The organism is Modestobacter sp. VKM Ac-2984 (assembly GCF_026967985.1).
Lineage (GTDB): Bacteria > Actinomycetota > Actinomycetes > Mycobacteriales > Geodermatophilaceae > Modestobacter.
This window is the reverse complement of record NZ_JAPVBJ010000007.1, coordinates 154,007-178,466: the sequence shown is the minus strand read 5'-3', so window position 1 is coordinate 178,466 and position 24,460 is coordinate 154,007. Positions and strand designations below refer to the sequence as shown.

Sequence of the window (24,460 nt, the reverse complement as noted above, 5' to 3'; positions counted from 1 at the left end):
GCGACGTGCCGGGCCCGACGAGGACGAGGGCACACCCCTGGGGCGACCGTCCTGCGCGGACGGTGGGCCGGCTGCCGGGGCGCCACCTCCCTCCCGAGGTCAGACCGTGGCGAGCGCCGTCCGCACGTCGGCCGGGGTGGCCGCGACCGCCGCTGCGCCGGCCCCGGCGAGCTCGCCGGGCGGGGCCGGCCCCCAGCCGGCGCCGATGCAGGGCAGGCCGTGCACCCGGGCGCCCAGCACGTCGTGCGACCGGTCGCCGATCAGCACCGGCCGTTCGCCGTCCGGGTGCGCGGCCAGCGCCGCGGCGACCACCTGTTCCTTGTGCCGGACGGCGCCGTCCAGCGTCGCGCCGTGCACGCTGGCGAACTCGGGCAGCAGCCCCACGTGCGCCAGGATGCGCAGCGCGAACGGCTCGGGCTTGCTGGTCGCCACGGCCAGCGTGGCGCCGTCGGCCCGGAGCCCGGCCAGCAGCTCCGCGATCCCCGCGTAGACCGGCGCCGCGAGCATCGCGCCGGCGGTGTAGTGCGCCCGGTAGGCGGCCACCGCCCGGTCGACGTCGTCCCCACCGATGCCGAAGGCGTCGGCGAACCCCTCCCAGAGCGGCGGCCCGACCATCGACCGCAGCTGACCGGCCGTGGGCTCGGGCAGGCCCAGCTCGGCGGCCGCGACCCGGATCGAGGCCCAGATCCCGGGTGTCGAGTCGACCAGCGTGCCGTCGAGGTCGAAGAGGACGAGCCTCACCGTGCCCGCACCCAGGCGAGCGCCTCGTCCACCGTCGCGACCGTCTCGACGCCCGGCGGCAGCGGCGGGCGGCGGACGAGCACCACCGGGATGCCCCGTTGCCGGGCCGCGACCAGCTTCGCCTCGGTCAGGTGGCCGCCGGAGTCCTTGGTGACCACGACGTCCACCTCGTGCTCGTCGAGCAGCGCCAGCTCGTCGGCCAGGCTGAACGGCCCGCGGTCCAGCAGCAGGGTCGCGCCGGCCGGCAGCGGCTCGTCCGGCGGGTCGACCGAGCGGACCAGCACCCGGCCCGGGAGGGCTGCGAAGGCGCCGACCCCCTGCCGGCCGGTGGTGAGGAAGACGCTGCGGTACCCGGCCACCGCCTCGGCCGCCGCGGCCAACGAGTCGACATGTCGCCAGGTGTCCCCCGGCTGCGGCGTCCAGCCCGGTCGCTGCAGCCGCAGCAGCGGGGTGCCGTGGGCGGCCGCCGCGGCCGCTGCCGAGGCGGTGATCTGGGCGGCGAACGGATGGGTGGCGTCGACCACCGCCCGCGGCCGGTGCTCGGCCAGCCAGGCGGTCAGCCCGTCGGCGCCGCCGAACCCGCCGATCCGCACGGCGCCCGGCGGCAGCACCGGGTCGGCGACCCGCCCGGCCAACGAGGACAGCACGTCGACACCCGCCCCGACCAGCGCCGCGGCCAGCCGCCGGGCCTCCCCGGTACCCCCGAGGACCAGCACCTGACCGGTCACGCCGTCCCCCCGTCGCCGAGTGTCGAGTCGTCCACGCCTGCCCGGCGAGCGAGGCGTCGACGGGTCGTCGGTCGATCGCCGTGGAGGATGGCCCCGTGAGCAGGGACGGCAGCGCAGGGCTGCGGCACGGCTGGACGACGGGCGCCTGCGCGACCGCGGCCAGCACCGCCGCCTACACCGCGCTGCTGACCGGCGAGTTCCCCGACCCGGTCACGATCGACCTGCCCAACGACAAGCACCCGTCCTTCGCCCTGGCGAAGGAGGAGCTCGCCGGGGGTGCCGCGACCGTCAGCATCGTCAAGGACGCCGGTGACGACCCCGACGTCACCCACGGCGCGCTGGTCTCCGCCCTCGTCACCCACGGCGCACCGGGCAGCGGAGTGCTCTTCCGGGCCGGCGAGGGCGTGGGCACGGTGACCAAGCCCGGCCTGCCGCTTGCCGTGGGCGAGCCGGCGATCAACCCGATGCCGCGCCAGTTCATCCGCGAGCACGTGGCCGCGGTCGCGCAGCGCCACGGCGGCAGCGGGGACGTCGTCGTCGAGGTGTCGGTGGAGAACGGCGCCGAGCTGGCCCGGAAGACCTGGAACCCGCGGCTGGGCATCCTCGGCGGCCTGTCGATCCTCGGGACGACGGGGGTCGTCGTCCCCTACTCGTGCTCGTCCTGGATCGACTCGATCCGCCGCGGCATCGACGTGGCCCGCGCCGCCGGGCGGGAGCACGTCGCCGGGTGCACCGGGTCGACCAGCGAGCGGGTGGCCCAGGAGCTCCACGGCCTGCCGGAGGACGCGCTGCTGGACATGGGCGACTTCGCCGGCGCGGTGCTCAAGTACCTGCGCCGCCACCCGGTGCCGCGGCTGACCGTGGCCGGCGGCATCGGCAAGCTGGCCAAGCTCGCCGAGGGCCACCTGGACCTGCACTCGGCCCGGTCGCAGGTGTCGTTCACCGCGCTGGCCTCCCTGGTCGCCGAGGCCGGCGGTGCACCGGCGCTGGTCGAGGGGGTGCGGGAGGCGAACACCGCGCTGGACGCGCTGCACCAGAGCACCGCCGCCGGCTTCCCGCTGGGCGACCTGGTCGCCGCAGGCGCCCGCCGGACGGCGGAGGGCGTGCTGCTCGGCGCCCCGGTCGAGGTCGACGTCGTGGTGATCGACCGCGCCGGCACCATCGTCGGCCGCGCCTAGCGGCATCGCGTCGTCGAGTAGAGGTGGCTGTCCAGGAACTGCTCGGCGGCCAGCACCCGGCCGACGACCACCACCGCCGTCCGCCGCACCCCGGCCTCGCTGACCTGCTGGGCGATGTCGGCGAGCGTGCCGCGCAGCACCAGCTCGTCGTCCCGGCTGGCCTTGGCGACCACCGCCACCGGGCAGTCCGCGCCGTAGTGCGCAGCGAGCTCCGGGGCGAGGTCGTCCATCCGCTGCACGGCCAGGTGCAGCACCAGGGTGGCGCCGGTCGCCGCGTAGGCGGCGAGGGCCTCCCCCGGTGGCATCGGCGTCGACCGCGCCGACGTCCGGGTGAGGACGACGGTCTGCGCCACCCCCGGCACGGTCAGCTCGCGCTTCAGCGACGCCGCCGCCGCCGCGAACGCCGGGACCCCGGGGACGACGTCGTAGGGCACCCCCGCGGCGTCCAGCCGGCGCATCTGCTCGGCCATCGCGCTGTACACCGAGGGGTCGCCGGAGTGCAGCCGGGCGACGTCCAGCCCGGCCTCGTGCGCGGCGACCAGCTCACCAGTGATCTGGTCCAGGTCCAGGTCGGCGGTGTCGACCAGCCGGGCGCCCGCCGGTGCGGTGTCCAGCAGCTCACGGGGCACCAGCGCGCCGGCGTAGAGGCAGACCGGGGACGACGCGATCAACCGCGCGGCCCGCACCGTGACGAGATCGGCGGCACCGGGCCCGGCACCGATGAAGTGGACGGTCATCGGGTCACGCTCCAGATCGTCACGGGCATGGCGGGCTTCCAGCCGGTGAACCCGCCGACCGGTTCGGCCTGGGCGACCGACAGCCGGGTGAGCGTGCCGCCGCAGCGGCCGTGCCACTCGGCGAGCACGGCCTCGCTCTGCACCGTGACCGCGTTGACCACCAGCCGGCCGCCCGGGGCGAGGGCCTCCCAGACGGTGTCCAGCAGCAGCGGCGTGGTCGCCCCGCCCCCGACGAAGACGGCGTCCGGCTGCGGCAGCCCGAGCAGTGCGTCGGGCGCCTCCCCCTCGACCACCTGGAGGTCGGGCACCCCGAGCCGGCCGGCGTTCCGGCCGATCCGCTGGGCCCGTACGGCGTCGGACTCCACCGCGATCGCCCGGCAGGAGGGGTGCACCCGCATCCACTCGATGCCGACCGAGCCGGCGCCCGCGCCGACGTCCCAGAGCAACCGGCCGGGCAGCGGGGCCAGCCGGGAGAGCGTCACCGCCCGGACGTCGCGCTTGGTCAGCTGCCCGTCGGAGGAGTAGACGTCGTCCGGCAGGCCCGGCACGGTCGGCAGCGGCACCGTGCCGGGGTCGGCGACCACCTCGACGGCGGTGAGCACCAGCGGGTCGGTCTCCGGATGGGGCCAGTCGGCCGCGGTGCCGGCGAACCGGCGCTCGGCGGGGCCGCCGAGCTCGGCCAGGGCGATGAGCCGGCTGGCGCCGTACCCGGCCCCGTCGAGCAGGGCGGCGAGCTCCGCCGGCGTCCCGGTGTCCGAGCCCAGCACCAGCAGCCGCCGGCCGGGCGTGGCGTGCGGGAGGACCAGCGACACCGGCCGGCCGACCACGGAGACCACCGTCGTCCCCTCCACCGCCCAGCCCAGCCGGGCGCAGGCCAGGGTCACCGACGACGGGTGCGGCACGACCTGGACGGCGTCGGCGCCGAACAGCCGGACCAGCGAGGTGCCGACGCCGGAGAGCATCGGGTCACCGCTGGCGAGCACGACCACCCGCCGGCCCGGGTGCGCCTCGGGCAAGGCGGCCAGGGCGGGCGCCATCGGCGAGGGCCAGGGCACCCGCTCGGCGGCGACGTCCGCGGGCACCAGGGCCAGCTGGCGGGCGCTGCCGCGCAGCACCTCGGCCCCCGAGACCACCCGGCGGGCGACCGGGGAGAGGCCGTCCCAGCCATCGGCGCCGACGCCGACGACGGTGACGGTGACGGCGACGGCGACGGCGATCATGCAGGCAGGTCCCCGTCGGGCCCCGCTGCCTCCGCCAGCAGTCGCTCCCGCAGTTCCGCCGGCAGCCGGTCGACGTAGACGGTGCCCTCGAGGTGGTCGACCTCGTGCTGGAGGCAGCGCGCGGCCATGCCGGTCGCCTCGATCGCGGTGGGCTGACCGTGTACGTCGACGCCGTCGACCCGGGCGCGGAAGGCGCGCTCCAGCTCCGCGTAGGGGCCCGGCACCGACAGGCAGCCCTCCTCGGTCAGCTCGACCGCCGGCTCGTCGCCGACCGGGTCGAGCACGGTGAGCACCGGGTTGACCACGTAGCCGACGACGTCCTCCCCGTCGGCGTCCGGACAGTCGATGACGAACACCCGCGCGTCGACGCCGATCTGGTTGGCCGCCAGCCCGACGCCGTCGGCGGCGGACATGCTCGCGAACATGTCCAGCAGCAGGTGCCGCAGCTCCCGGTCGAACTCGGTCACCGGGGTGCACGGCCGGTGCAGCACCGGGTTGCTGCCGTAGGTGACGATCGGCCGGGCGACGCCGTCGTAACGGCCGGGCAGGCGCATGACCGTCGATCCTAGGGACTCACCCGCTGCCTACAGTGACCGCGATGCGCACCCGGCCCGCTCCGACCGCCGCCGGGCTCGCGCTCGGCGCCCTCGCCGACCTGCTGCTGGCCGATCCGCGCCGGGGGCACCCGGTCGCCGGCTTCGGGCGGGCGGCCGCCGCACTGGAGCGCTCCCTCTGGCGGGACTCACGGGTGGCCGGCGCCGGCCACACCGCGGTCTGCGTCGGAGCGGCGGCCGCTCTGGGCGCCGTCCTACACCGGGGCACCACGGGCCGGCCCATCGCCCGGACGGTGGTGACCGCGGGGGCCACCTGGGCCGTGCTGGGCGGCACCTCGCTCGGCCGGGCGGCGGACACCATGGCGGGGCACCTGGCCGCCGGGGACCTGCCGGCTGCCCGGGCGCACCTGCCGACCCTGGCCGGCCGCGACCCGAGTGGTCTCGGCGAGCCGGAGCTGGTGCGGGCCACCGTGGAGTCGGTCGCGGAGAACACCTCCGACGCCGCCGTCGCCCCGCTCTTCTGGGGCGCGGTCGCCGGCCTGCCGGGGCTGCTGGCCTACCGCGCGGCCAACACCCTCGATGCGATGGTCGGGTACCGGTCGCCGCGGTACGCCCGCTTCGGCTGGGCCGCGGCCCGCTTCGACGACGTCCTGAACTGGCTGCCGGCCCGGCTCACCGCTGCGCTGACCGTGGCGGTCGCGCCGGTGGCCGGCGGGTCGCCCACCGGCGCCTGGCGGGCGTGGCAGCGGGACGGCGCCGCCCACCCGAGCCCGAACGCCGGCCGGTGCGAGGCCGCGCTGGCCGGCGCCCTCGGGCTGCGGCTGGGCGGCCGGAACGTGTACGGCACCCGGGTGGAGGAGCGACCCACGCTGGGCGACGGTCAGCCCCCCGCGCGGGGGGACATCCGCCGGGCGGTCCGGCTCTCGCGCGCGGTGTGGACGGCGGCCGCCGCCCTCGCCGCGGTCAGCCGGCTGCGGCGCCGGGGCCGCTCCGCCTGACGCGCCGGCCGGGGACGGCGCAGCGCACCCCGCGGCACGGAGGGCGTCGGGAAGCCGGCCGGGTCGACCCGCGGGTGACTGGCCGGCGGGTCAGCGGGACCCAGCCCGCCGCGCAGGGTCACCAGCAGGCTGTGGCCGGCGAGGGCGCTCAGGGTGAGGAGCAGTCCGATCAGGACGAGGAGACCGGTTCCGGGTGTCATGCGGCCGAGACTGGCACCGGAAACAGCACCACGGGGCAGGCCAATCCGGCACAGTGGCCCCATGCCAGTCGTCGCCTCCCAGACCACTTCCGCGCGCGAGGTCGCCGCGCTCATCGGGCCGGTCACGGCTCTGCCGGGTCCGCGGTACGCCGGGCTGGCCCGACGGGTCCGGGAGCTGGTGCTGGCCGGTCAGCTCCCGGCGGGCACCCGGCTGCCCGCCGAGCGCGACCTCGCCACGGCCCTGGCCACCAGCCGGGTCACCATCGCCTCGGCCTACCGGGTGCTGCGGGAGGAGGGCTGGGCGCGCACCCGGCAGGGGTCGGGCACGGTGGTCGAGGTGCCCGGCGGGGACGCGTCCTCGGCCGGCTGGCTGCCCCGCGACGTCCCTGGCGTGATCGACCTCGCACACGCAGCACCCTCCGCGGCACCGCAGCTGGAACCGGCCTACCAGCAGGCGCTGCGCCGGCTCCCGGCGTACACCGCCGGCCACGGGTACGCGCCGGGCGGCCTGCCCGAACTGCGCGCCGCGATCGCCGACCGGTTCACCGCCCGCGGCCTGCCGACCGACCCCGACCAGGTCGTCGTCACCTCCGGCGTCGGCGACGCCTCGGCGGTGGTCGCCGAGGCCCTGCTCGAGCCGGGTGACCGGGTGCTCGTCGAGCACCCCAGCTACCCCGGCGCCCTGCGCCTGGTGGAGAGCGTGGGCGCCCGGTTGGTGCCGGTCCCGGTCGACGAGCGCCGCCCCGACGACCTCGTGGAGGCGGCGCACCTCGCCGCGGGGCAGAGCGGCGCGCGGATGGCCGTGCTCATCCCCGACTTCACCAACCCGACCGGCGCCCGGCTGTCCGCCGCCGGGCGCCGCCGGCTGGCTGCGACGCTGTGGCAGCAGGGGGTGCTGACGCTGGTGGACGAGTCGTGCGCCGAACTCCACCTGGACGAGGGTCCGCTGCCGCCCTACGCCGCCGGGCTGCCGGACGCCGCCACGGTGACCGTCGGCGGGCTGGCCAAGCCGGTCTGGGGCGGGTTGCGGATCGGCTGGCTGCGGACCGACGCCGCCCTGGCCGCACGGCTGAGCGCGGTGCTGGGGCGCCGACAGCTCTCCGTCGGCCTGCTGGACCAGCTGGCGGCCATCACCCTGGTGCAGGACCTCGACGCCGTGCTGACCTGGCGCCGCGACCAGCTCCGCACCCAGCGGGATGCGCTGCTGGATGCGCTGGCCGGCCGGCTGCCGCAGTGGCGGGTGCACCCGCCGTCGGGCGGGCTCTCCCTGTGGTGTGCCCTGCCCCCGGAGCTGAGCTCGGCCGCCCTGGTCGCCGGGGCGGCCCCGCGGGGCGTCCTGCTGGCCGAGGGCCGGGTCTTCGGCACCGGACGGGCCTTCGACGACCACCTGCGGCTGCCGTTCACCCGGCCGGTCGAGGAGCTGCGCGCCGCGGTCGACGTGCTCGCCTCCCTCGCCGGGACCCTGGGTGGCGGGCACCCGGCGACACCGGCACCCACCGTCGTCTGAGTGATCGGTCCATCACCGTCCGTCAGACCCACCCGTGGCCGTTCCGCCACGTCGCCGCAGGTCTGCGAAGGGTCAGCGCACGCGGTAACTTCGCGAGCACTGGAGCGGTCGAGTCTGCGTACTCGATGGACCGCTGGGTCAAACCACGGGCTCGGCGGTCACCACCGAAGAAACCCGGTGCGCCAGCAGAGAAATCGGCTGAGTCCATGTCCACGCCTTCCGCAGTCCATCGCCACCCCGGCCCCGACGCCCCGCCGGTGCGCACGACAGCCGGCCGGATCGAGCGCAGCCTCCACGCCGTCGAGTCCGCCGCCTCCCGTCCGGCCGGCCGCTTCCGCGGCGACCTGACCACCGAACGGTGGTGGTGGTCCCCGGAGCTGCACGCCCTGTACGGGGTCCCGGACGGCTCGACGGAGCCCTCCGGCCAGCTGCTCCTGGCCCACGTGCACGAGACCGACCGCCCCGCCGTCCGGGAGGCCCTCGCCGTCGCCGGCGCCCTCGGCACCGCGGTCACCCGTGAGCACCGGATCGTGCGCGCCGACGGCCAGCAGCGGACGGCGGTGCTGGTCTGCGAGCCGGAGACCGACGCCTCGGGCACCGTGGTGGCGCTCACCGGCCTGGTCGTCGACATCACCGAGGCGCACCCGCCCCAGGACGACGAGCACGTGCGCCACCTGGAGACCGAGGTCGAGCAGCTGCGGAACGCCATGGCGAGCCGCGCGGCGATCGAACAGGCCAAGGGCATCCTCATGCTGCTGATGAGCTGCGGTGACCAGGTCGCCTTCGACCTCCTGGCGCACATCTCCAGCCACACGCACCGCAAGGTGCGCGACGTGGCGGTCGCGATCATCGACTCGGCCAGCGGCCGCCATCCGCTGCCCGACGACGTCCGCGAGATCCTGCACGACGCGTCCCCGCCCGGCCGCTCCGTCTGAGCGCCCCCGCTCGTCCCGGCCCGGCGGCCACGGGGGAGGATGCCGGGACCCGTGTCACGCAGGCCGGGACGAGGAAGGGGGACGGTGGCGTGTTCTACCTGCTCGTCCGGTTCGTGCTGCGGCCGCTGTTCGTCCTCGCCTTCCGGCCCAAGGTGACCGGCCGGGCCAACGTGCCGCTCACCGGCCCGGTCATCCTGGCCAGCAACCACCTGTCCTTCATCGACAGCTTCGCCATCCCGCTGATGGCGCCGCGCAAGGTCGGCTACCTGGCCAAGGCCGAGTACTGGCAGGGGTCGGGAGTCGGCGGGTGGCTCACCCGCACGCTGTTCACCGCGCTGGGCGCCCTGCCGGTCGAGCGGCAGGAGGCCCGGGCCGCGCAGGCGACCCTGGACACCGCACTGCGGGTGCTGAGCGCCGGTGAGGCGTTCGGCGTCTACCCGGAGGGGACCCGTTCCCGCGACGGCCGGCTCGCCCGCGGCAAGACCGGCGTGGCGTGGCTCGCGCTCACTGCCGACTGCCCCGTGGTGCCGGTGGCGGTGCACGGCACCGACAAGGTCCAGCCGGTCGGTGCGCGGTGGCCCCGACCGCACCGGGTGCGGGTGACCTTCGGGAAGGCGCTGACCTTCCCCGAGCACCGGGGTCTGGCGGGCAAGGGCAGGGCGCGGCGCGAGGTCACCGACCAGGTGATGGAGGCGATCGCGGAGCTGTCCGGTCAGGAGAAGGCCGGCTGGGGAGGACAGCCCTGAGCGGTGCGCTGCTCGTCGCCGGCACCACCTCCGACGCCGGCAAGTCCGTGGTCACCGCCGGCATCTGCCGCTGGCTGGTCCGCCAGGGCGTGTCGGTCGCGCCGTTCAAGGCGCAGAACATGAGCAACAACTCGATGGTCACCGCCGACGGCGCCGAGATCGGCCGCGCCCAGGTGATGCAGGCCGCGGCCGCGCGGGTGGAGCCCGAGGCCGCGATGAACCCGGTGCTGCTCAAGCCGGGTGGGGAGAACGCCAGCCAGGTCGTCGTCCTCGGGCGGGCCGTCGCCGACGTCACCGCGCTGTCCTACCGGCCGATGAAGGCCGCCCTGCTGGAGCAGGCGCTGGCCTGCCTGGCCGACCTGCGCTCCCGCTTCGACGTGGTGGTCTGCGAGGGGGCGGGCTCCCCCACCGAGATCAACCTGCGCGCCGACGACATCGCCAACATGGGCCTGGCCACCGCCGCCGGGCTGCCGGTGGTCGTGGTGGGCGACATCGACCGCGGCGGGGTGTTCGCCGCTCTCTACGGCACCGTCGCGTTGATGCCCCCCACCGACCAGGCGCTGGTCGCCGGGTTCCTGGTCAACAAGTTCCGCGGCGACGCCCGGCTGCTGGCCCCGGGCCTGGACCAGCTGACGGCGCTCACCGGCCGACCGACCCTGGGTGTGCTCCCCTGGCGCACCGGGCTGGAGATGGACGTCGAGGACTCCCTCGGCGTCGACGCCGTCCGCGCGCCCGCCGGCCCCCCGCACGGGGCGGACGTGCTGCGCGTGTCGGTCGCCCGGCTGCCCCGGCTGTCCAACTTCACCGACCTCGACGCACTGGCCACCGAGCCCGGGGTGCTGCTGCGGTACGCCACCCGCCCCGAGGAGCTCGCCGACGCCGACCTGGTGGTGCTGCCCGGCACCCGGTCCACCGTCGCCGACCTCCAGTGGCTGCGGGAGACCGGGCTGGCCGATGCGGTCGCCCGGCGGGCCGCCGAGGGCCGTCCGGTGCTGGGCATCTGCGGCGGCCACCAGATGCTGGCCCGCACGATCAGCGACGACGTCGAGTCCCGGGCCGGCGTCGTCCCCGGGCTCGGCCTGCTGCCCGCCGAGGTGACCTTCGCCCGGGAGAAGACCCTGGGCCGGCCCACCGGCTCGGCCCTCGGCCAGCCGGTCCGCGGCTACGAGATCCACCACGGCGTCGTGCACCTGGACGACGGCGCCGAGCCCTTCCTGGACGGCGCCCGCGCCGGCTCGGTCTTCGGGACGACGTGGCACGGGGCACTGGAGTCCGACGGTTTCCGCCGGGCCTTCCTCACCGAGGTCGCCCGGATCGCCGGCCGCCGGTTCACCGTGGCCCCGGACACCGACTTCGCCCAGCACCGCGAGGCCCGGCTGGACGCGCTGGGCGACCTGGTCGCCGAGCACGCGGACACCGACGCGCTGTGGCGGCTGGTCGAGACCGGGCCGCCGGTGGGCCTGCCGGTGCTGGCCAGCGGGTTCAGCGCGCGCTGACCCGGTCCCGCACCTCCTCCGGCCAGGGCACCGGGCGTCCGTCGGCCGTCGCGACGTAGGTGGTCCGCACGGTGCAGCAGACCCGGTCGTCCACCCGCACGGTGAGGGCGAGCGTGAGGCTGGTGCGTCCCAGCCGGTCCAGCTCGGCGTCGACCGTGACGGTGTCGCCGTGGCGGGCCGAGGAGCTCCAGTCCAGCGCGGTGGCCTTGACGTAGTACTCCATGCCCCGGGCCGTCAGCGCCCCGTACGGCACCCCGACCGCCACCCACCAGGCGTTCACCGCCTCGTCGGCCCAGGTGAGGTAGTGCGCGTTGAACACCACGCCCTGCTGGTCGCACTCGACGAACCGGACCGGAGCACTCCACACCGCAGGCACGAGGGGGCAGGCTACCGACCGGGCCGGCAGCCCGGCCGCTACCGTCGGAGCCGTGACTGCCGACACCGCCGCTGCCGACACCGCCGCTGCCGACACCGCCGCTGATGACCTCGGGGTGCTGGCCGGCTACCGGGCGCCCTCCCAGCTGGTCCTCGACAAGGTCATCGACCGCGTCGACGAGCACTGCCGGGCCTTCATCGGCCGGTCGCCGTTCGCCACGCTGGCGACCGCGGACGCCGAGGGCTGGCCCGACGTCTCCCCGCGCGGCGGTGAGCCGGGCTTCGTGCACGTGCTGGACGAGCACCGACTGGCGCTGCCCGACCGGCAGGGCAACAACCGGGTCGACGGCCTGCGCAACCTGGCCGCCAACCCGCGGGCGGCGCTGCTGTTCTTCGTGCCCGGCTGCGAGGAGACGCTGAAGGTCTTCGGGACGACGTCGCTCGTCGGCGCCGGTGACCTCGGCATCGACTTCACCGAGTTCGGCCGCGAGCCCCGCTCCGTGCTCGTCGTCCACGTGGAGCGGGCGTACTTCCAGTGCGGCAAGGCGGTGATGCGCTCGCGGCTGTGGGACCCCACGGCCCAGGTCGACCGCTCGACGATGACGCCGTTCGGCCAGGTGCTCAAGGACCACTGCGCCCTGGAGACCCCGCTGCCCGACGACGCGACGATCCGCGCGGACCTCGCCCGGGAGCTGTAGTCCTGTCGGTGGCGGGCCCTAGCGTGCCGGCATGGCACACACCTTCCAGGTCACCATCGACTCCGCCACCCCTCACCCGCTCGCCGACTGGTGGGCCGAGGCGCTGGGCTGGGAACGAGAGCCCACCGACGATGCCTTCATCCGCCGCATGGTCGACGCCGGCCACGCCACCGAGGCCGAGACGATGCGGCACGACGGCCAGCTCGTCTGGACGGCGGGCGCGGCGATCAACCACCCCACCGGCGGTGCACCGAGAGTGCTGTTCCAGCTCGTCCCCGAGCCCAAGACGGTCAAGAACCGGGTGCACCTGGACGTGCGGGTGGGCGCGGAGGCCGTGGACGCCGAGGTGGCACGGCTGACCGCACGCGGCGCCACCGTGCTGCACGAGGGGCACCAGGGCCCCCACCGCTGGGTGACGATCGCCGACCCCGAGGGCAACGAGCTCTGCCTCACCTGACCGCGGCCCCGCGCTGAGCTCCCGCAGCCTGCGGACCGGAGCCGATCAGTCGAGGGGGTGTTCTCGCTCGGCCTTGCGGTCGGCCACGGCGCGCTGGGCCAGCAGGCGCCGCCGTTCGTTGCGACGCTGCCGGTCCGGCGTCCGGTAGCGGGCGTCCTCGACCAGTTGCCAGGCGGCGAGCGCGCTCGCGCGCACCGCCGGCGGCACGAGCACCTCCGCCGGGTGGACCGGCTCGACCATGGTCATCTCGCGACCCTCTCCCCCGTGGCGACCGCGATCAGACCGCCGCCACGAGTGTGACCCCGGAGAGCCCGACCGATCTGATGTCGTGACCAATTCGATGACTTCCACGCACCAGCTGTCACGAGGATCACATGCGTGTCGTTCTCCTGGGGACGCGCGCGCCGGACCGCCGACGCGCAGCCCGGCGTGTCCTCGTCCGGCGCATCGCGGGGGCCATCGCCTACCGTGCCGAGGGTGGCGGGCAGCAACTGGCGGAGAGCACTCGAGCAGCTGGTGGGCGTCGTCGTCCGGGAGGGCAGCCGGAGGCTCCGGCGGAGCAGCCGCACGCGCAGGCGTCCCGGCGCCCAGTCGCCGTCCCTCCCCGAGTGGGCCGCCCCCGGCTCGGCGCCCCCCGCACGGGCTCCCCTGCCCCCCGCGGCGCCGCCGCGGCGCATCCACCTGGCGACCGACTACACCGGCCCGCTGGACCTGGACTACGCGCCACGGGCCGACGGCCGTCCCGATCCGGGCGAGGTCGTCTGGACCTGGGTGCCGTTCGACGAGGGCGACGGTCGGGGCAAGGACCGGCCGGTGCTGGTCGTCGGGCGGGACGGCGATGCCCTCCTCGGCCTCATGCTGACCAGCAAGGACCACGACCGGGATGCCGGCGACGAGGCCCGGCACGGCCGGCACTGGGTCGACGTGGGCAGCGGCGGCTGGGACCGGCAGGGTCGGGCCAGCGAGGTGCGGATCGACCGGGTCCTGCGGATCGACCCGGACGACGTCCGGCGCGAGGGCGCTGTGCTCGGCCGGGACCGGTTCGACCAGGTCGCCGTCGAGGTGCGGCGCCTGCGGGGCTGACGGCGGACCGTCAGCCGGTGGCGCCGTCGCCGTCCCGTGAGGTCCGGGGTCGCAGGTGGTAGACGCCGGCCGAGTCGGTCAGCGACCGCAGGTCGTACCGGTGCACCACCTTCGGCCCGCCGTGCAGGTGGGTGTGGGTGATCGTCGGCAGCGGCTCACCGTGGCGTGCCTCGCGGACCTCCACCCGGCCGTCCAGCGGCCCGCCCACGAACAGCAGCACGGCAGCCTGGTCCTCGGCGGTGCCGGTGGCGGTCGTGTCGTCCTCGGACAGCGCGGTCCTCCTCGCTCGGTGCCGGTGCCGCGCCGGATGGCGGCCCCGACCAGGGTAGGCACCGCGGAGCCGTTCGTCCCGCATCGGCGACGGTCAACCGCCGGCGATCGGGCGTGATCCGTGCCGGGTCCAGACCTCGTGGCCGGCCGCGGAGACCGCCGCGAGCAGCGGCACGAACAGCAGCGCACCGGCCAGGCCCCACAGCAGCCCACCTGCCGTCACGGCGATCAGCACCATCGCCGCGTTGATCGGCAGCCGGTTCTTCATCACGTAGGGCTCGACCACGTCGTTGCCGAGCTGCTGGACGAGCACGACCAGCCCGAGCACGAGCGCGGCGGTGCCCAGCCCCGAGGTGCCGTAGGCGACCAGGACGGCGACCGCGCCGGCGACGAAGGCCCCGATGGTGGGGATGTAGGAGGCGAGGAACTGCAGTGCGGCGAGGGTCAGCGCCAGCGGGACGCCGAGCAACAGCAGACCGAGCCCGATGCCGACCGCATCGAACAGGGCCACGATCGTCAGCCCCCGCACGTAGGCACCGACCGTGCCCCACGCCGCCCGCCCGCCGGCGTCGACGTCCTCCCGGAGCGTGCCGCCGAACTTGTCGACCAGCCAGCGCCACATCCCCGGCCCGCTGGTCAGGAAGAGGAACGCCAGCGCGAGGGCGAGGAAGACACCGAGGACGATCTCGAGGAGGGTCCGGGCCGGCCCGATCAGCTCGGTGACGCCGGAGCCGCCCTGCCCCCCGCCGCCCATCAGGTCGCCGAGGGAGGGCATCGAGACGCCGAACCGCTCGGAGAGCTGGGTGGAGACCCGGTCCAGGGCGTCGCGGAGCTGGGGCAGCTGGGAGGCGATGCGGGCGGCCAGGCCGAGCCCCGCGCCGACCAGCAGCACCAGGAGCAGCAACACGGCCGCGCCGGCGGAGACCCACCGTGGCACGCCTCTGCTGCTCGCCCAGCGCACCGCCGGTGCCGCCACCCCGGCGAGCAGCAGTGCGGTCAGCACGGCGACGAGCACCAGGGTGAGCTTCACGGCCAGGCCGGCGAGCAGCCAGGCGAGGACGGCGAGCACCAGCAGCCGCCCGCCGACGGCGGCGCTGCGCACCAGCCAGGCGGGGGCCGCCCGGCCCTCCAGGCCGGATCGGGGCGCGGGGTCTGACCCAGGTCCGAGGTCCGATCGGGGTCCGAAGTCGGATCGGGGGTCGTCAGCTGCCATGTCCAGGTGATGCCACGGCAGCGCCGCCTGACACATGCCGATCGTGGATCGGCACCGCCGGGGCCGTCAGGCCGGCTGCTGCCCCCGGCCCAGCCAGCGGGCCAGCAGCGGGGCGGAGAAGAGCATCACGAACAGTCGCAGCACCTGGACCGCGAGCACGAACGTCGCGTCGGCGCCGCTGCCGGTCGCCGTGGCCAGCACCGCGTAGAGCCCGCCCGGCGTGGTGGCCAGGTAGCCGTCGAGCGCGCTCACCCCGGCGGTCCGGGACAGCAGGACCCCGAGTCCGGCGCAGGCCGCGACCGCACCGACGATGAGCACGACGGCCAGGGGCAGCGCCCGGCCGACCAGCCGCAGGTTCGCCCGGGTGAAGCCGAGGCCCACCTGCAGCCCGATCGCCAGGAAGCCGACCGCCTCCACCAGCGGGGGCACGGTGGCCCCCTGCGACAGCCCGGTGACGTCCAGGACGGCGGCCACCGTCAGCGGCCCGAGCAGCGCACCCACCGGCAACCGGCTCACCCGGCCGAGCAGCACCCCGATGACCACGCAGACCACGGTGAACAGCAGCCCGGCCGGCCAGCCGGGGCCGTCGTCGGCCGGCGCCACCGCTCCGCCACCCGAGGCGCCGTAGACGGTGGTGGCCACGATCGGCATCGCGGTCACGATGAGCAGCACCCGCAGGTACTGCAGGACGGCGACCACCTGCGCGTCGGCGCCCAGGTCCCGCGCCATCGCGGTGATCCCCGAGGCGCCGCCGGCGATCATCGCGAACGCGCCGGTGACCGGGCTGATGCCGGGCTGCAACCGCATCAGCTGCCCGGCGAGGAGGCTGACGCCCAGGGTGGCGACCGTGATCAGCAGCACCGGCAGCCAGTGCTCGGCGACCGTGCGCAGGGTGTCAGCCTGGATCAGCGCGCCGATCGAGACCCCGATGACCGCCTGCGCGCCGGTGCCGGCCGGGCGTGGGAGCGCCAGCGGTGTCGAGCCGAGCAACGCCCGCCCCAGCCCGGCCACCAGGCCGCCGAACAGCGCGGCGGAGGGCACGGCGAGGAGGTCGAGCGCCAGGGTGGCGCCTATCCCGACGAGGAGGACCGCACCCCAGTCGAGCAACCGCCGCCCTCGTGCCACGCCGGGCACTCTGCCCGACCTCCTCGGCTCCCCCTTCCCGAGGCCCGACTGAGCTCGTGGCGGTGGGTCCTCCCTCAGAGGCCGGCGATGCGGCGCAGCTCGGCGACGTGGGCGTCGAACGCCGCCCGCCCCGCCTTGGTGAGCGCCAGGCTGGTGCGCTGGCGGGAGGCGATCGTCGCCTTCCGCACCTGCACGTAGCCGGCCTCCTCCAGCTGCTTGACGTGCTTGGAGAGGACCGAGTCGCTCACCGAGACCGCGTCCCGGACGGCGGCGAACTCCATCGTGTCGACCACGGCCAGCAGCCCGCAGATCTGCAGCCGCGGTGGGGCGTGCACGACCGCGTCGAACCGCGGCTCGACCGCGGTCACCGCGCGGCCCGCAGGCCAGCGACGTAGATCCGGGTCACCCATCGGCTGAGCAGCCCCGCCGAGACCCCCAGCAACGCCCCCGCCACGGCCATCGCGCCACGCAGGTCGAGCAGGAACTCGGCCGCGGCACCGAGGGCGAACAGCACGAAGTAGCCGATCATCCACCGGCTCATGGCCCGCTGGACTCGTTCCTGGACCGGCCCCACCCTCCGGGCGTCCCACCAGACCCCGGTGATCCGCCGGTACGCCGCCACCAGGCCCGCGGTGCCGGCGAAGAAGAGCACCACCGCAACCGCGATCACCCAGATGCTGTGAGACGAGTAGCTGCTGAAGAAGCCGAACAGGAGCAGTGCCAGAGCGACGTCGTACCACCACGGCTGCATCAGGCGGTCGGCCACCGCGGACCGGTCCGCCTGCAGCGCGGCGAGCTGCGCGGCCGCCACCTGCGGGTCGGTCACCGCCTCCCCCTCTGCGGGCATCGGCCCCGTCACCACTCGCCCCGCAGCTCGGCGACGTACAGCCGGGTCCACCAGCGGCTGGTCACCGCGGCACCGACGCCGAGCACGGCGCCGGCGACGACCATGGCCCCGGGCATCTCCTGCACGTTCTGCAGCCAGATGGCCCCGAGGAACACCACGACGGCGACCGCCAGCCACATCCACAGCGCCCGCTGCGTCCGGCCGGACCGCAGGCTGCCGACCTGGAAGCCGGCGTGCCGCCGGTACCAGGTCATCAGCCCCAGGCAGCCCCCGAGGAAGGCGAACCACGACAGCGTCGAGAGCCAAGCCCAGTCCAGCGAGGACTGGGCCAGCACCCCGAAGGTGAGCAGTCCGAGTGTCACGTCGTACCACCACGGCTGCATCGCCCGGGCGGCCAGCGCAGCCCGGTCCGACCGCAGCGCCGCGAGCTGTGCGGCCGCCGCCTCTCGGTCGGCCGCCGGTCCCTCCGCCCGGGACTCGCCGCCGGTCACAGCTCGCCCCGGAGCTCGGCGATCCAACGACGGGTCCACCAGCGGCTCAGCAGCGCGAGCGCGAGGCCGAGGACGGCGCCGGCGACCGGCATCGCCCACCGCTGGCCGTGGTCCTCCGCCAGCACCATCGCCGGCACCGAGACGACCAGGGCCAGCGGCACCCAGGTGAGCCAGGCCTTGCTGTCCGGGTACACCCAGACGCCGGTGCGCCACTGGTAGCTCCACGCCAACGCGCAGAGGCCCAGCGCGAAGACGAGCACCGCCACCGCGCGCACCCAGGAGGTCTCGATCACGGAGGAGGCGAGGAAGCCGAAGAGCAGCAGCCCCGACGCCACGTCGTGCCACCAGGGCTGCATCACGCGATCAGCCAGCGCCGCCCGGTCGGCCTGCAGGGCGACCAGCTGGGCGGCGGCGTCCCCCCGGTCGATCCCGTCGCTTTCCATGCCGGAAAGAGTGCCGCACCACTTTCCACTTCGTCAAGAGACACGCCCCTGTCCCTGCCGGGGGTGCGCGTGGTCGAATGGCGCTCCAACTGCGACGGCAGTGGAGGAAGCCCGGTGGAACTCCGGCGCGGTCCCGCCACTGTGACCCGGTCCCGGCCGGGGAGTCAGGAACTCCCGCCGTCGCTTCCTGCCACCTCCGGGCGTGGACACCCGGGGAGAGGACCTGTGGTCTCTTCATGACCTATCCCTTCGGCGCCGTCGTCGGCATGGACGACATGCGACTGGCACTGCTGCTCAACGCCGTCTCCCCCGCTGTCGGCGGGGTGCTGGTGCGCGGCGAGAAGGGCACGGCGAAGTCGACGACGGTGCGCGCCTTGGCCGCCGTCCTGCCCCCGGTCGACGTCGTCGCCGGCTGCCGCTTCGCCTGCGACCCCGCCGCCCCCGACCCGGAGTGCCCGGACGGCCCGCACTCCGCCGACGACCGCCCGGTCACCCGCCCGGCCAAGCTGGTCGAGCTGCCGGTCGGCGCCTCGGAGGACCGGCTGGTCGGCTCGTTGGACCTGGAGCGGGCGCTGACCGAGGGTGTGAAGTCCTTCGAGCCCGGGCTGCTGGCCGGGGCGCACCGCGGCGTCCTGTACGTCGACGAGGTCAACCTGCTGCACGACCACCTGGTCGACCTGCTGCTGGACGCCGCCGCCCTGGGCCGGGCCTACGTGGAGCGCGAGGGCGTCTCGGTGCGGCACGCCGCCCGCTTCCTGCTGGTCGGCACCATGAACCCGGAGGAGGGCGAGCTCCGCCCCCAGCTGCTGGACCGGTTCGGGCTCACCGTCGAGGTGGCCGCACCCCGGGACGCCGACCTGCGCGCGGAGGTGGTCCGCCGCCGCTTCGGCTACGACGCCGACCCGGCCGGCTTCGCCGCCGCCTGGGCCGCGTCCGAGCGCGAGCTGGCCGACCAGATCGCCGCCGCCCGCGCGCTGCTGCCCCGGGTGGTGCTGAGCGACGCCGCGCTGCGCCAGGTCACCAGCGTCTGCGCCGCCTTCGACGTCGACGGCCTGCGCGCCGACCTGGTCACCGCCCGCGCCGCGATCGCGCACGCGGCCTGGTGCGGGCGCACCGACGTCACCGAGGACGACGTCCGGGTCGCCGCCCGGCTGGCCCTGCCGCACCGCCGCCGGCGCAACCCCTTCGACGCCCCCGGCCTGGACGACGAGACCCTGGACCAGGCGCTGGAGGACTCCCGCCCCGACTCCCCGCCGGACGACGACCCCACCCCACCCGAGGGCAGCGACCCGACCGACGGCGACCCGACGGACGACGACCCGACGGACGACGGCCCAGACGGCAACGACCCGCCCGGCGGCCCGACCGACGGCGGCACCCCCGGGGGCCAGAGTCGCGATCTTGGCCCCTCGGACGACGACACCGGCCCGGACGGCGGGGCTCAGGGACCGACGACGGCGCCGCGGGGTGAGGGCGGCGGGCACACCGACGCCGCGCCCGCACCGGAGAAGGCCGCCGTCGCCCCGGACGCCGCCTTCCGGGTGCAGCGGCTGGAGGTGCCTGGCATCGGTGCGGGTGCGCCGGGCCGGCGGTCGAAGGCGCGCAGCGAACGCGGCCGGGTGGTCGGCTCCCGCCGTCCCGAGGGGAGCGTCACCAAGCTGCACCTGGTCGACACCGTGCTCGCTGCCGCACCCCACCAGCGGGCCCGCGGGCGTACCGGCACCGGCCTGCGGATCGAGCGCGACGACCTGCGTCAGGCGACCCTGGAGGGCCGCGAGGGCAACCTGGTCCTCTTCGTCGTCGACGCCAGCGGCTCGATGGGCGCCCGCTCGCGGATGGCCGCGGTGAAGGGCGCCGTCCTCTCGTTGCTGATGGACGCCTACCAGCGCCGGGACAAGGTCGGCCTGATCACCTTCCGCGGCGGCGACGCCGAGCTCACCCTGCCGCCGACCTGGTCGGTGGAGGCGGCCGCCGCCCGGCTGACCAGCCTGCCCACCGGCGGCCGCACCCCGCTGGCCGCCGGGCTGCTGCGGGCGCACGAGACGCTGCGGCTGGAACGGGTCCGTGATCCGCAGCGCCGTCCGTTGCTCGTCGTCGTCACCGACGGCCGGGCGACCGGGCCGCGCGGCGGCGACCACCTCTCCGACGCCCGCCGGGCCGCCGGGCTGCTGGCCGCGACCGGGGCGGCGAGCGTCGTCGTCGACTGCGAGTCCGGGCCGGTGCGGCTGGGCCTGGCGGCATCACTGGGCACGGCACTCGGCGCGCAGACGATGCGGCTCGAGGAGCTGGGCGCGGAGTCGCTGGTCCGCACGGTGCGAGAGGCGGCCTAGTGAGCGAGCTCGCGAGCTCACCGATGAGCACAGTGCCAGGCAGTCGGCCGACGCGCGCCAGCGAGGAGGACTAGTGCCCCAGGGACAGGTCACCGCGGTCCCGGTCGACGGGCTGACCACCCGGCAGCGCCGCAACAGGCCGCTGCTCGCGGTGCACACCGGCGAGATGAAGGGCAAGTCCACCGCCGCCTTCGGGATGGCGATGCGGGCGTGGAACCAGGGCTGGTCGATCGCGGTCTACCAGTTCGTCAAGAGCGCCAAGTGGAAGGTCGGCGAGGAGAACGCGCTGACCGCCCTGGGCGAGGTCCATGCGACGACCGGGCAGGGCGGCCCGGTGGTCTGGCACAAGATGGGCTCGGGCTGGTCGTGGTCACGCCGGGCCGGCACCGAGACCGACCACGCCGGTGACGCCGCCGAGGGCTGGGCGCAGATCAAGCGCGACCTGGCCGCCGAGGCGCACCGGTTCTACGTGCTCGACGAGTTCACCTACCCGCTGAAGTGGGGCTGGGTGGACGTCGAGGACGTCGTGGAGACCCTGACGAACCGGCCGGGCAACCAGCACGTCGTCATCACCGGGCGCGACGCCCCGCCGGCGCTGATCGAGGCCGCCGACCTGGTCGTGGAGATGACCAAGGTCAAGCACCCGATGGACGCCGGCCAGAAGGGCCAACGGGGGATCGAGTGGTGACCCGCCCGACCTGTCCGACAGAAATGGCCATTTCTGTCGCTCCTTGCCGACCGTCACGTCCCCACCCGGGGACAGAAATGGCCATTTCTGTTGCGGTGGGGGCCGGGCGATGAGGATGCCGCGGATCGTGGTCGCGGCGCCGTCGTCGAACGCCGGGAAGACGTCGATCACCACCGGGCTGATCGCCGCGCTCACCAACCGTGGGCTCACGGTGAGCCCGCACAAGGTCGGGCCGGACTACATCGACCCCGGCTACCACGGCCTCGCCGCCGGCCGCCCGGGCCGCAACCTGGACAAGTGGCTGGTCGGCGACGACCGGATCACCCCGCTGTTCCTGCACGGCTCCCGCGGCGCCGACGTCGCGGTCGTCGAGGGCGTGATGGGGCTGTTCGACGGCGCCGCGCACGCCAGCGTCGAACCCGGCTACGGCTCCACCGCCCAGGTCGCCGCGCACCTGCAGACGCCGGTGGTGCTCGTGGTCGACGCCGCCTCGCAGGCCCGCAGCGTGGCCGCGCTGGTGCACGGGTTCGCCACCTTCGACCCCACCGTGCGGATCGGCGGCGTGGTGCTCAACCGGGTCGGCTCCGACCGGCACGAGGCGATCCTGCGCGAGGCGCTGGGCACGGCCGGGGTGCCGGTGCTCGGTGCGGTGCGCCGGATCGCGGAGCTCCAGACGCCGTCCCGGCACCTCGGCCTGGTGCCGGCGGCCGAGCGGTCGGCGGAGGCGGTCCGCACGGTGCGCGCGCTGGGCGCGGTCGTCGAGTCGAGCATCGACCTGGACGCCGTCCTGCGGCTGGCCCGCACCGCGCCGGACCTGGCCGGTGAGCCGTGGGACCCGGCCGCCGAGGTGACCCGGGTCGAGGGCCGGCCGGTCGTCGCCGTCGCCGGCGGCCCGGCCTTCACCTTCGGCTACGCCGAGACCGCCGAGCTGCTCACCGCCGCCGGCGCCGAGGTGGTGACCGTCGACCCGCTCCGGGACGACGCCCTCCCCGAGGGGACCCGGGCGCTGGTCGTCGGCGGCGGCTTCCCCGAGGTGCACGCCAGCGCGCTGAGCGCGAACGTCGGCCTGCGGACGGCGATCGCCGACCTGGCCGCCCGCGGGGGTCCGATCGCCGCCGAGTGCGCCGGGCTGCTGTACCTCTCCCAGGAGCTGGACGGCGAGCCGATGTGCGGTGTGCTGCCCACGACGACGGCGATGCACCCCAAGCTCACGCTGGGCTACCGCGCCGCGGTGGCGCTCACCGACAGCGTGCTGGCTCCGGCCGGCACCCGGGTCCGTGGGCACGAGTTCCACCGCACCTCCGCCGGCCCCGCCGCCGGAGCGACCCCCGCCTGGCAGTGGAACGCCGACGGACCGGAGGGCTTCGTGGCCGGCACCGTGCACGCCTCCTACCTGCACCTGAACTGGGCCGGGTCCCCCGGGATGGCCACCCGCTTCGTCGCCGCCGCCGCGCGGCTCCCCCAGGAGGTCGGCCGTGCACATCGCTGAGGGGTTCCTGCCGCCCGCGCATGCCATCGGCTGGACGATCGCCGCCGCCCCGTTCGTCGTCCACGGCGCCCGGGCCGTGGTCACGGAGGTGCGGGAGAACCCGGAGTCGACCCTGCTGCTCGGCGCCGCCGGGGCGTTCACCTTCGTGCTCAGCGCGATCAAGCTGCCCTCGATCACCGGCAGCTCCAGCCACCCGACCGGCACCGGGCTGGGCGCCGTCCTGTTCCGGCCACCGGTGATGGCGCTGCTCGGCACGGTGGTGCTGCTGTTCCAGGCGCTGCTGCTGGCCCACGGCGGGCTGACCACCCTGGGCGCCAACGCCTTCTCCATGGCGGTCGTCGGCCCCTGGGCCGGCTACGCCGCCTACCGGCTGGTCCGGCGCAGCGGGGGCGGGCTGCTCCCCGGGGTCTTCGCCGCGATGGCCGTGGCCGACCTGGCCACCTACGTGACGACGGCGCTGCAGCTGGCCTGGGCGCACCCCGACGCGGCCAGCGGCTTCGCCGGGGCGGCGGCCAAGTTCCTGTCCGTCTTCGCGTTCACCCAGGTGCCGCTGGCGATCGGCGAGGGCCTGCTCGGCGTCCTGCTGTTCCGGGTGCTCGTGGTCAGCGCCCGCCCCGAGCTGGAGCGCCTCGGCGTCCTCCGCCGCACGCCCGAACCGGATGAGGCCCCGGTGGCCGAGGCCGCCCCGGGTGGCGAGCGATGAGGCGGCACCTGGTCACCGCCCTGCTGGTGCTGGCCGTGATCGCCCTGTTCGCCACACCGCTGCTGCTCGACGGCGCCAGCGAGTACGCCGGCACGGACAGCCAGGCCACCGAACTGATCGAGGAGTCCGACGCCGGCTACGAGCCCTGGTTCCAGTCGGTCTTCTCCCCCGGCTCCTCGGAGATCGAGTCCGGCCTGTTCGCGGTGCAGGCGGCGCTCGGCGGCGGGGTGCTGGGCTACGTGCTCGGCCGGCTGAAGGGCCGGCGGACGGCGGAGAAGACGGCCCGCCAGACGGCGGAGCAGACCGGCCAGCAGACGGCGGAGCAGACCGGCCAGCAGACGGCGGAGCACACCGGCCGGCAGACGGCGGAGACAGCAGCCACGCCCCCCACGACGCCGTGACCGGGCTGGCGATCGACGACGCCGCCTGGGCCAGTGCCTGGCGGCTGCGCTCCCCCGCCGACAAGCTGCTGCTCAGCGGCGGACTGGTGCTCGCCGCGCTGGTGCTCCCCGCCTGGCCCGGCAGCGTGCTCGTCGGGCTGGCCGCCGTCGTCCTGGCGCTGGGCCCGGCCCGGGTACCGGCGCGCACGTTCGGCCGGGCGGTCCGGCTGCCACTGGCGTTCATCCTGATCGGGGCCCTGACCGCCGTCGTGCAGGTCGGGGACGGCGGCCTCGGCTGGGCGCCGGACGCCGCCGCGCAGGCGGGTGGGCTGGTCGCGCACGCGGTGGCCGGCAGCGCGGCGGTGCTGCTGCTGGCGACGACGACGCCGATGTCGGACCTGCTGCCCGCGCTGCACCGGCTGCGGGTGCCCGACGCCGTCGTCGAGGTGGCCTCGGTGACCTACCGGATGCTGTTCGTGCTGCTCACCAGCCTGTCGACCATCCGCGAGGCGCAGGCCGCCCGGATGGGTCACGCGAGCATCCGCAACTCCTACCGCTCCTCGGGGATGCTGGCCGCCGCGGTGCTGACCCGCTCCTGGGACCGGGCCCGGCGGCTGTCCGACGGGCTGGCCGGGCGCGGCATGGAGACCGGGCTGCGCGTGCTGCCGGAGGTGCTGCCCTCCTCCCCCCGCTTCGTCGCGACCACCCTCGCCGGCCTGGCCGCCCTCGTCACGGTGGGCCTGGTCGGGGCATGAGCGAGCTCGCGAGCTCGTCCATGGGCGCAGCGCCTCGGCGATCACCGCCGACGAGCGCCAGCGAGGAGGCGCT

The 24,460-nt window shown here is 75.7% G+C and carries 29 protein-coding genes and 1 riboswitch; of the genes, 15 read left to right on the top strand and 14 right to left on the bottom strand.

Annotated features, from left to right (window positions below):
* Positions 1-99: 99 nt before the first annotated feature.
* Positions 100-741, bottom strand: coding sequence for an HAD hydrolase-like protein (locus O2W16_RS15535; RefSeq protein WP_269159715.1), 642 nt, complete (start codon positions 739-741; stop codon positions 100-102).
* Entirely contained in the window at positions 738-1,469 is a 732-nt protein-coding gene (locus O2W16_RS15530; RefSeq protein ID WP_269159714.1) for a cobalt-precorrin-6A reductase, read from the bottom strand. Before O2W16_RS15530 ends, O2W16_RS15535 begins: the two co-directional genes overlap by 4 nt.
* A 95-nt stretch (positions 1,470-1,564) precedes the next feature.
* On the opposite strand from O2W16_RS15530, the gene O2W16_RS15525 reads away from it, so the two are divergent.
* Positions 1,565-2,647: a cobalt-precorrin-5B (C(1))-methyltransferase gene (locus O2W16_RS15525; protein WP_269159713.1), complete on the top strand. Its 1,083-nt coding sequence runs from the start codon at positions 1,565-1,567 to the stop codon at positions 2,645-2,647.
* On the opposite strand, the gene cobM is transcribed toward O2W16_RS15525, so the two are convergent.
* From cobM to def, 3 genes are read right to left on the bottom strand one after another with little or no spacing between them, the layout of a single operon-like run.
* Positions 2,644-3,384, bottom strand: a complete 741-nt coding sequence (cobM, locus tag O2W16_RS15520; RefSeq protein WP_269159712.1) for a precorrin-4 C(11)-methyltransferase — start codon at positions 3,382-3,384, stop codon at positions 2,644-2,646. The genes O2W16_RS15525 and cobM overlap by 4 nt on opposite strands.
* The gene (cbiE, locus tag O2W16_RS15515; protein ID WP_269159711.1) at positions 3,381-4,604 is read right to left on the bottom strand and encodes a precorrin-6y C5,15-methyltransferase (decarboxylating) subunit CbiE; all 1,224 of its coding nucleotides are present in this window, start codon (positions 4,602-4,604) and stop codon (positions 3,381-3,383) included. Before cbiE ends, cobM begins: the two co-directional genes overlap by 4 nt.
* The gene (gene def / locus O2W16_RS15510; protein ID WP_269159710.1) at positions 4,601-5,158 is read right to left on the bottom strand and encodes a peptide deformylase; all 558 of its coding nucleotides are present in this window, start codon (positions 5,156-5,158) and stop codon (positions 4,601-4,603) included. Before def ends, cbiE begins: the two co-directional genes overlap by 4 nt.
* Before the next feature lie 44 nt (positions 5,159-5,202).
* On the opposite strand from def, the gene O2W16_RS15505 reads away from it, so the two are divergent.
* From O2W16_RS15505 to O2W16_RS15485, 5 genes are all read left to right on the top strand, one after another.
* Positions 5,203-6,156, top strand: coding sequence for a cobalamin biosynthesis protein (locus tag O2W16_RS15505; RefSeq protein ID WP_269159709.1), 954 nt, complete (start codon positions 5,203-5,205; stop codon positions 6,154-6,156).
* Positions 6,157-6,417: 261 nt separating this feature from the next.
* Entirely contained in the window at positions 6,418-7,863 is a 1,446-nt protein-coding gene (yczR, locus tag O2W16_RS15500) for a MocR-like transcription factor YczR (protein ID WP_269159708.1), read from the top strand.
* Positions 7,864-8,120: 257 nt separating this feature from the next.
* Complete coding sequence (locus O2W16_RS15495) at positions 8,121-8,798, top strand: PAS and ANTAR domain-containing protein (RefSeq protein WP_269159707.1); 678 nt, start codon at positions 8,121-8,123, stop codon at positions 8,796-8,798.
* Positions 8,799-8,887: 89 nt separating this feature from the next.
* Positions 8,888-9,544: a lysophospholipid acyltransferase family protein gene (locus O2W16_RS15490; protein ID WP_269159706.1), complete on the top strand. Its 657-nt coding sequence runs from the start codon at positions 8,888-8,890 to the stop codon at positions 9,542-9,544.
* Positions 9,526-11,040, top strand: a complete 1,515-nt coding sequence (locus O2W16_RS15485) for a cobyric acid synthase (RefSeq protein ID WP_331253761.1) — start codon at positions 9,526-9,528, stop codon at positions 11,038-11,040. The genes O2W16_RS15490 and O2W16_RS15485 overlap by 19 nt, the downstream gene beginning before the upstream one ends.
* Here O2W16_RS15485 and O2W16_RS15480 read toward each other — a convergent pair.
* Complete coding sequence (locus O2W16_RS15480; protein WP_269159705.1) at positions 11,027-11,416, bottom strand: acyl-CoA thioesterase; 390 nt, start codon at positions 11,414-11,416, stop codon at positions 11,027-11,029. The two genes, O2W16_RS15485 and O2W16_RS15480, sit on opposite strands and share 14 nt — an antisense overlap.
* Positions 11,417-11,468: 52 nt before the next feature.
* On the opposite strand from O2W16_RS15480, the gene O2W16_RS15475 reads away from it, so the two are divergent.
* Together O2W16_RS15475 and O2W16_RS15470 are read left to right on the top strand one after the other, a co-directional pair.
* Entirely contained in the window at positions 11,469-12,113 is a 645-nt protein-coding gene (locus O2W16_RS15475; protein ID WP_269159704.1) for an MSMEG_1061 family FMN-dependent PPOX-type flavoprotein, read from the top strand.
* A gap of 31 nt (positions 12,114-12,144) precedes the next feature.
* The gene (locus tag O2W16_RS15470; protein ID WP_269159703.1) at positions 12,145-12,570 is read left to right on the top strand and encodes a VOC family protein; all 426 of its coding nucleotides are present in this window, start codon (positions 12,145-12,147) and stop codon (positions 12,568-12,570) included.
* Positions 12,571-12,615: 45 nt separating this feature from the next.
* On the opposite strand, the gene O2W16_RS15465 is transcribed toward O2W16_RS15470, so the two are convergent.
* Positions 12,616-12,816: a hypothetical protein gene (locus O2W16_RS15465; protein ID WP_269159702.1), complete on the bottom strand. Its 201-nt coding sequence runs from the start codon at positions 12,814-12,816 to the stop codon at positions 12,616-12,618.
* Between the two features lie 231 nt (positions 12,817-13,047).
* Here O2W16_RS15465 and O2W16_RS15460 point away from each other — a divergent pair, with 231 nt between their 5' ends.
* Positions 13,048-13,653, top strand: a complete 606-nt coding sequence (locus tag O2W16_RS15460) for a type II toxin-antitoxin system PemK/MazF family toxin (RefSeq protein WP_269159701.1) — start codon at positions 13,048-13,050, stop codon at positions 13,651-13,653.
* A 10-nt stretch (positions 13,654-13,663) separates the two neighbouring features.
* Here O2W16_RS15460 and O2W16_RS15455 read toward each other — a convergent pair whose 3' ends face one another.
* From O2W16_RS15455 to O2W16_RS15425, 7 genes are all read right to left on the bottom strand, one after another.
* Positions 13,664-13,873 (bottom strand): hypothetical protein, encoded by a 210-nt coding sequence (locus O2W16_RS15455; protein WP_269159700.1) that lies wholly within the window; start codon positions 13,871-13,873, stop codon positions 13,664-13,666.
* A 144-nt stretch (positions 13,874-14,017) separates the two neighbouring features.
* Positions 14,018-15,025, bottom strand: a complete 1,008-nt coding sequence (locus tag O2W16_RS15450) for an AI-2E family transporter (RefSeq protein WP_269159699.1) — start codon at positions 15,023-15,025, stop codon at positions 14,018-14,020.
* Positions 15,026-15,202: 177 nt separating this feature from the next.
* The gene (locus O2W16_RS15445; protein WP_269159698.1) at positions 15,203-16,261 is read right to left on the bottom strand and encodes an AbrB family transcriptional regulator; all 1,059 of its coding nucleotides are present in this window, start codon (positions 16,259-16,261) and stop codon (positions 15,203-15,205) included.
* 74 nt (positions 16,262-16,335) lie between these two features.
* Positions 16,336-16,629 (bottom strand): transcriptional regulator, encoded by a 294-nt coding sequence (locus O2W16_RS15440; protein WP_269159697.1) that lies wholly within the window; start codon positions 16,627-16,629, stop codon positions 16,336-16,338.
* Positions 16,626-17,108, bottom strand: coding sequence for a hypothetical protein (locus tag O2W16_RS15435; protein ID WP_269159696.1), 483 nt, complete (start codon positions 17,106-17,108; stop codon positions 16,626-16,628). The genes O2W16_RS15440 and O2W16_RS15435 overlap by 4 nt, the downstream gene beginning before the upstream one ends.
* A gap of 8 nt (positions 17,109-17,116) precedes the next feature.
* Entirely contained in the window at positions 17,117-17,599 is a 483-nt protein-coding gene (locus tag O2W16_RS15430) for a hypothetical protein (protein WP_269159695.1), read from the bottom strand.
* Positions 17,596-18,042: a hypothetical protein gene (locus O2W16_RS15425; RefSeq protein ID WP_269159694.1), complete on the bottom strand. Its 447-nt coding sequence runs from the start codon at positions 18,040-18,042 to the stop codon at positions 17,596-17,598. Before O2W16_RS15425 ends, O2W16_RS15430 begins: the two co-directional genes overlap by 4 nt.
* 78 nt (positions 18,043-18,120) lie before the next feature.
* Positions 18,121-18,232: riboswitch (adenosylcobalamin (AdoCbl) riboswitch) on the top strand.
* A 46-nt stretch (positions 18,233-18,278) separates the two neighbouring features.
* Here O2W16_RS15425 and O2W16_RS15420 point away from each other — a divergent pair.
* The 6 genes from O2W16_RS15420 to cbiQ all read left to right on the top strand — a co-directional run bounded on the left by O2W16_RS15420 (position 18,279) and on the right by cbiQ (position 24,387).
* Entirely contained in the window at positions 18,279-20,372 is a 2,094-nt protein-coding gene (locus O2W16_RS15420) for a putative cobaltochelatase (protein WP_269159693.1), read from the top strand.
* Positions 20,373-20,445: 73 nt separating this feature from the next.
* Positions 20,446-21,060, top strand: a complete 615-nt coding sequence (cobO, locus tag O2W16_RS15415; protein ID WP_269159692.1) for a cob(I)yrinic acid a,c-diamide adenosyltransferase — start codon at positions 20,446-20,448, stop codon at positions 21,058-21,060.
* Positions 21,061-21,169: 109 nt separating this feature from the next.
* Positions 21,170-22,549 carry a cobyrinate a,c-diamide synthase gene (locus tag O2W16_RS15410; RefSeq protein WP_269159691.1) on the top strand — a complete coding sequence of 460 codons (1,380 nt, stop codon included), beginning with the start codon at positions 21,170-21,172 and terminating at the stop codon, positions 22,547-22,549.
* Positions 22,536-23,252 carry an energy-coupling factor ABC transporter permease gene (locus tag O2W16_RS15405; protein ID WP_269159690.1) on the top strand — a complete coding sequence of 239 codons (717 nt, stop codon included), beginning with the start codon at positions 22,536-22,538 and terminating at the stop codon, positions 23,250-23,252. The genes O2W16_RS15410 and O2W16_RS15405 overlap by 14 nt, the downstream gene beginning before the upstream one ends.
* Positions 23,249-23,653, top strand: a complete 405-nt coding sequence (locus tag O2W16_RS15400) for an energy-coupling factor ABC transporter substrate-binding protein (RefSeq protein ID WP_269159689.1) — start codon at positions 23,249-23,251, stop codon at positions 23,651-23,653. The genes O2W16_RS15405 and O2W16_RS15400 overlap by 4 nt, the downstream gene beginning before the upstream one ends.
* A complete protein-coding gene (gene cbiQ / locus O2W16_RS15395; protein ID WP_269159688.1) occupies positions 23,650-24,387 on the top strand; it encodes a cobalt ECF transporter T component CbiQ in 738 nt (245 codons plus the stop codon). Before O2W16_RS15400 ends, cbiQ begins: the two co-directional genes overlap by 4 nt.
* The last annotated feature ends 73 nt before the right edge of the window (positions 24,388-24,460 follow it).